Below are 7,059 nucleotides of genomic sequence, written 5' to 3'. Positions count from 1 at the left end.
AAAGGTTTGTTGGTGGTGTTGATCTCGTGATAAATCAATTCCATTTTCTTTCCTTTCATCCATTTATAAGCCGAAATGCCGAAGGCTTTTTTAAACTTTTTATCGAAATTCGACAAGCTGCAGGCATAGAGTTGGGCAAACTCATTTACCTTTTTTACCTGCCGGTAATTTTTTAAGATAAAGTCTGTGAAAGACGAATTTTCATGCAACACAGGATAAAAGAAAGTAGCCTGTTCTTCCTTTGTATAATAGGCCCTGAATAGGATCAGGAACTCTTCGGTCTTGAGTTTCATATACCCTGTACAAAGAAGTCCGCCTGCAAGGTTCTGAGTCAGCTCCTGGATAAAAGTCTGGATTACGGGTTTAACACCTAACACCCCCGGATATTCCTGTTTAGAGGTTTTTACCGCCTTTAATTGGTACATTGAAAAACAGTAACACTGACGAATACTTTCCTGCACAGGCAAGAGCAATATCGAAACCCCTTTTTGGGTCCGTACCTTAAACTGTGTGCCGGGTGCAAAAAGAATCATATGCCCCTTTTTTAATTCTTTGTTAAGGACAAAATCAAAAGAAATATGTGCACTTCCTTCCAATAGAATAACGACCTCTGTTGTCTGAACCGTATGACTCCATTCGGAGGTAGACGCACAGTGTTTTACCTGAATAAAATGGTTGGAATCTTGCTTGTAGTTAAAACAAGCCTGATGTTCGGGACTATACAGTATATTCTTCATATAATGCTATTTATTAGGTGTTTACATTTTGTTTACTTTTCTCTTTTCGACTCCAAAATGAAAAGCCTTCTTCTATTTCCCTTTCTGGGAGAAGTCTAACTGCCCCTTTGGAAATGAAAAAGAGCCTTCGCTTTCTAAGGGTCTGCTTTCAATTCTCGTTTTTAGTGCTTTGGGGGTGTTTTTTTACAACATCTAACCATTTGTATATCAACACAAAACAACCCCTATAAGAAACCATTCCGTCTCTTCGTAAGTGACAGAACAATCGTCGTTTTCGTAATTCTTTGATAATTAATTAAATAACCGTTACAAAAAAATGAAAAGTTGAAAAAATGAAAAAAAAGGGGAAAACGAAAAAAACAGCAAAAACGAGAAAAACAGCAAAATTCTACAACTTATTTATTTACTAATAATTCTTAATAAATCGTATGAAACAAGTAGACTTAAGTAAACAAAAGAAAAGGCGTTCACGCGGGGATAGCTCCGGTTGGCGTCTTTGGTGCATAATGCTCTGCGCTCTCTTTCTGAGCCATATAAGCGGATATGCGCAGCAGCTTTATTGGAGTGGAAATGGGTTGACAACCCCTACGGCTACTTTTCCTGTAGCAGGAAAGGCCGGATTTCTGGACATTAAATTTGCCACAAGTGGTTTAAGCAATGGGAAAGTAAAAGTGACCTTACCGGCAAACTTTAAGTTTGACGGCCTGACAACCGGCGGTTCGTATACTCCGGTAACTGATCAAAGCATTAACGACCAGGAGGTGGTGTTAACCTTGGGCGCGTTAGCAACCGATGCAAACGTTTTGTTGCAACTCAAGATATTAGCCTTGAAAGGAGCTGAGACAGGAACGAACAAGAAAGTGATCGCTCAGGTACAGGAAGGCGACACGAAAGTGGGTGATGATGCCTCTTTGGAACTCTCGGCAGTCATTCCTCAATTAAAGATTGCTCCTGAACAAAAAAGTATTGATTATGGCTCGGAAACGGAAACACATACGTATACAGTCGAGTTATCCGCTCTGAAAGCAGATGTGCATGAGTTCGACCTGCGTTTGACAACCAATAAGGAGTTGACGTTGAGCAATCTGAAGATCGGAAGTACGGTTCTTACAGATGGTATGTATACATTGGATAAAACAACCAGTACATCTCTGAACTATTATCAGATCCCAGTGACCGAAACGTTGATGGGTCGTGTATTGGCTAAAGATGGAGCGATCCAACTCAGTGTGGATGCCAAAGCGTTATTGCCTAAGACAAGTACCATCACGGTGGAAGCCGCGTATCCGGATTTTACAACGAAATATTTCACAGCTATCTCTCAAACACTGACGCTGAAGTTTCAGGCAAAAGGGGGAACACCAGTGATGAAATATGTTGATAAAAGTGCACGGTATACCAAAGAAGCGAAGACGGATGCAGCGGATTTGGCAACGTCTGATATTCCTTTGGATCTTTCTACATATTATGCAGAGATATCGTATACAAATGAGGGGAAAGCAGATGCTTACCGGGTGAATTTGAATATCTCTAGTGGTGGATTTTCTTTTATAGATAAAGAAAACATCTATTTCAAGATAGATGGAGACGCCACTCCTACAAAACTTTCTTCAGAAAATATCACGAAAATTGTTGGTACAATGATAGAGCGTTGGCCCAATGCTCTTTCCACTTATGCAGACGAATATGGTCAAATATTAGGTATCTTACCTTTAGAAAGAGCAATCCCTGTTGGAAAGAAAATTACATTCTGGGTGGGAATGAAAGCGGGTCAAATATATGACAATAAAGATTTAGATCGGTATTCGAACTTCTTTAAAGCGTATGCATTTGGAGCCAATCTCAGCATCTCTTCCTGTGAATCGGCCAGTGGAGGTGAAGGTGTCCCCGCTTCTTCTGCAAATGTATTCTCTGCACCCGGTTTACCTTATTGGCGCGAAGTGCCTGCAGGACATACATTCGATGGAGCTGGTGATGTATTGGAACAGAAAATATGGATGGGAGCCAATCAGATTCTTGACGGAGCTTCTTTTGATGTAAAGATTGATCTGCCTGAATGGTTGGAGTTAGATGCGGATTATACAGGTTGGGGATGGACAAATCTTTATGAAGACCCTACGACATTGACTGCCCCTACCAATTCGGATTTCGCTACTACAGGTGTATTGAAGTTTGCTTCCTTGAATTCCTATAATGGAGTCATTATGCATTTTAAGTTTAAGGTGAAAAGTGGTTATTCTATTAATCAAAAGGATAAAGTCTTTTATCGTATTACTTATTATGGACCAGGATCTACAGGCAAATTGGAAAATGTATACCAGGTTGCTCAACCCGTCTTTTTATCTGTTCAACATGAAGCTGTTCAGTTAAATACGTTTAAAACAGTTCGTACTACCAGAGGGTATGTCGATAGCGACAACAATGGAGTGCCTGACACTGGAGCAAAATATGATGAAACAGATAATATCCAACATACAATCTTTACAGAAGGAGATAAGGGTAAATTTGTTTGGGAAGGAACAATCAATAATGCGCAAAGTGGAGGGGCTCTTTTCATGGCCAATTTATTATATGCGCATACATTAGATATGTTATCTTTTGACACGCCCCAAATTTCTTGGAATGGAGGAACTTCATATACTGATATCGATCTTGTACAAGATGCCAATAGAAAAGACTTTTTGGTAAAGTATAGCGGTTCTTGGAGTGCTGGTGCTAACTACCGGATAGAACTTCCTTTTACAGTTCTTTCAGGAAGCGATGCTGTCAGTATGGTAGAAAGTAAAGCATATGTGCATACCGACGCATCGGTTGTCCCTACATTTGCTGATGCGAAAGGCTGTGCCGGTATTGACCAAAGATCCTCTCATTTTAGACTAGTGCCATTGGATTTTGAGATTAGACAGAATGATACATATTCTATTACTTTCAACAACAATATAGCCGTCAATCAAGGTTTAGGTACTGTTAAAACCTTCTTTAATGACAAATTCGTAGCACCTCATTATAAAGATGAAGCGCGGGTTATTCGTTATCCTGAAACTTTTATCTGGAATCTACCGGCAGGTTATGCCTTGGCTGAAGATACAATACATATTCGCTTTCGTACTATAGGAAGGCAGCCTACTGCAATACGAGTAGGGACACAGGTAAAAGGTACATATACGCAAAATGAGGATGGTTCCAGACAGTATACCTTTGAGTTAGGTAAATTCTTTGACCTGGAGCAAAAAGACAATGTGAATAGTGGCCAACCAGCTGTAGGGAAGGTCTTCTCATTCCCAGATGATCAATGGGAGATACTTGTCACTGGAGGTTTGTATGCCTCTAAAAACGCATTAGCCAATGCTAAAGGCACCCGTTATTTTGTATTGAAAAATTTGGATGGTCTGACAGAGGACTCTAAAAAAGAAACAATCACCTACCGTTATGGTGGAGGCACAATCGACCTTTCTTCTGAGAAAGAGATAAAGATCTCGGGCAAAAATGTGACTACGCAGATCACCGTAAGTAACCCGAATGATTTTAACACAGATGTATGGGTATATGTAGATGGTCCTGCCGGTCTTACTTTAACAAGAAAAGGTGCAGGAACACCTGCTACTTCTCTGGGCAATGGTTGGTTTAAGTTGGGCAATCTGGCAAAGAGTGAAAATGCTAACTACGACCTTTCTTTTACCGGCGAGGGAACAAAACGCGAAGACTTTAAAGTGACTGTCTATACGCTCTCCAACTACGAGACTACCTGGGGTGGCCCAAGCGGTTCAGATATTTTCGTGAATATCGATGATAGTTACAAAGGACGTAGCAATATAATCACCGTGAAACCCCAGATGCCTTCTTTGGAAGGTTCGTTGGCTATCGAGAGTGCAAACTCCCCGGCTGAGCTTGTAAACTTCCAGGAACCTTATAAGCTGATCGCTACGATTAGTTCAGCCAACAGCAAAGGTTCATCTATCGGAACAGTGATGGCTATCCGCGTGCCTGCCGGTCAGCAGTTTATTGCTGATGATGTGACACGCAAAGCAGAAGTATCCTGTGGTGGCAATGCCTATGATATCACTCAGGCGTTGAAGGATGCTTTATCCGCTTCGAATAATGCCCGTACGGTTCAATTCGTTTTATCGGATTATGTGACAGACGGTCTGATGCTGGGAAGCGAAGGGATCACGACAGAGAATCTGACAAAACAACAGGCCACGCTGACCGCCTGGTTTACACCGGAATGTGGTACTACCTTTGACCGGTATACCGCCACCCTGCAAGCGACCAATGTATACGGACAAAACCTAACCGGATCCGTATCCAACAGCAAGCAGATGACTGCTACGACGAATATCAACTATTCTTTTGAAGGCGCGTTTACCGGAAGTAAACAATCCTTTACGGATGGAGATGATGCCCGTACATTGACGTTTACCGTCACCAAAAAAGGGCCGAACGTGGTAGATGCAAGCTCTTTTGTGCAATTGGTTATTCCTTCTGTATTGGATGTGGATGCGAGCAATATCAAGGTGAATAGTAGCGATCTGAGTTTGACGAATGCGCCTGTCACTGTCCTTGCCGGCGGTAATACGGTAGATCCTGCTACCGGCCTTCGTACCGTACAATTGTCTTTGCCGACCACTGCCTATACAGGTGTGGGTTCCAATAATGGACAAGATGCCGTGGTGACTTATTCGGTGCCGGTAGTCTATACCGCTCCGGCTCAAAGTACGAATCCTACAAGTGACTATCAAAGTCTTTTGGCGGATCCGGTCAAGAACCTTACTGTATCGGCTATGGGATATGCAACCTTCGGAAACTGCGGATCACCTACTGCGACTCCTATCGGTTCGTTCGATAGCGAAGTGGCTTTTGTGATTACCAACGGTACGCAAACAGATCCGGTGAAAGCTTTTGTAGGTGAAGAGTCAGTCATGGAGGTACTCTCTAGTGGATTTGCCGGAACCTATACGATCGGTTCAGGTAGTGCACAGGCTACAGGTGCCTATACGCCTTCTTCGGCAAACTATACGGATGATACTCCGGGAATTGATAATGGTGTTGATGAAACTGTCACTATCCAGGTGAAATATGGCGCCAAAGAGTTTGGCTCGGTGACGACTTCTTTCAAGGTATATCCTTCTTTGGCATTTGACTTGGATCAGACATTGGATCGCTCATTCTGCGGAGATGAAAATGTGACGCTGAACGATTATGTAGATGCAAGCAATATGTCAAGACATACAAATGTTACTTTCTATAGTGACCTTGCTTGTCAAACTCCGGTTGCATCCAACACTCTGACATTGATCAACCAGGATGTGACTTATTATGCCAAGGCTTCGAATAACGGAGGTGACGGAGGTAAACAACCTAAGGCCCTGGCCTTTACGCGCAAAAGCCCGATCACATTCGATACGGATGTTCCGACTACACCGGTTGTATTGTCGCAAGGCCAGTTCTGGTCAATCACAGTTGCAGCCAGTGGTGCCTCTAACCTGAGTTACCAATGGTATAAGAATGGAACAATTATTCCGGGTGAAACATCTGCTACTTATAGTAATACAGCAGCTACATCTGATGCCGGCGACTATTATGTAGTGGTAAGTAGCAACGGTTCAATGGATAATATCTGTAATCATATCAGTGGAACGGTAAATGTGAGCGTATTGGCGACTCCCGCTAATGTGGCATTGAAGAGCAATGTTACCTCTCCATTGACTTATTGTGATACGGAATTGAGTGGTAAATTCCTGTGGAATATGATCGAACCGGATTCGGATCCTACGATCACATATTACTATAATACCGATAATAGTTCCACGTACACTTCAGAGGTAAGTGATGGAAATAAAGTACAACTGGCAGCCGGTACCTATTACCTGAAAGCTAAAAATACAGCCGGAGGTTTCTCTGCGGCTGCTACCAGCCTGCAGGTTGTTGTAAATACATCTGTATCTGCCGCCCTTGCCTTCAATGGAGAATCAGTAACTACGAAGTCTGTCGTTCTCGGTTCTACGGTGACCTTCACAGCTACAGGAGCGGGAAGTAATCATTATGCGCTTTACAGAAACGGATCCTTGAAGATTTCCCACCAGGCTTCCGGAACCTTTACGATCCCTTCGGTGGCCGCTGGGGATGCCGGGTCATATACCGTAATGATCACTACGCCTGGAGGTTCGCTTACCGGTTTCTGCGGAAAACAGGAAAGTGATGCGTTGACACTGAATGTGTTGGATGTGCCGGATAAAGTAGAATTGCCATCAACTCATGATGCAGGCAAAACTTGTGGAACCACAAAGGATGTCACTCTTTATGACCTGATCACCAATAAGGC

At 42.7% G+C, this 7,059-nt stretch carries 2 protein-coding genes; one reads left to right on the top strand and one right to left on the bottom strand.

The annotated features are described in order from the left end of the window. Positions 1-737 (bottom strand): helix-turn-helix transcriptional regulator (locus tag D0T51_RS11855; protein ID WP_163729562.1); only part of this gene is annotated, 737 nt, incomplete at its 3' end. Between the two features lie 428 nt (positions 738-1,165). Here D0T51_RS11855 and D0T51_RS11850 point away from each other — a divergent pair. Continuing rightward, positions 1,166-7,059: immunoglobulin domain-containing protein (locus tag D0T51_RS11850; protein ID WP_203583385.1), on the top strand; the 5,894-nt coding region annotated here is incomplete at its 3' end.

Source organism: Parabacteroides sp. 52, from assembly GCF_010500925.1.
GTDB lineage: Bacteria > Bacteroidota > Bacteroidia > Bacteroidales > Tannerellaceae > QVMG01.
The sequence above is the reverse complement of the archived record's forward strand: the minus strand, read 5'-3'. Positions and strand labels throughout refer to the sequence as shown.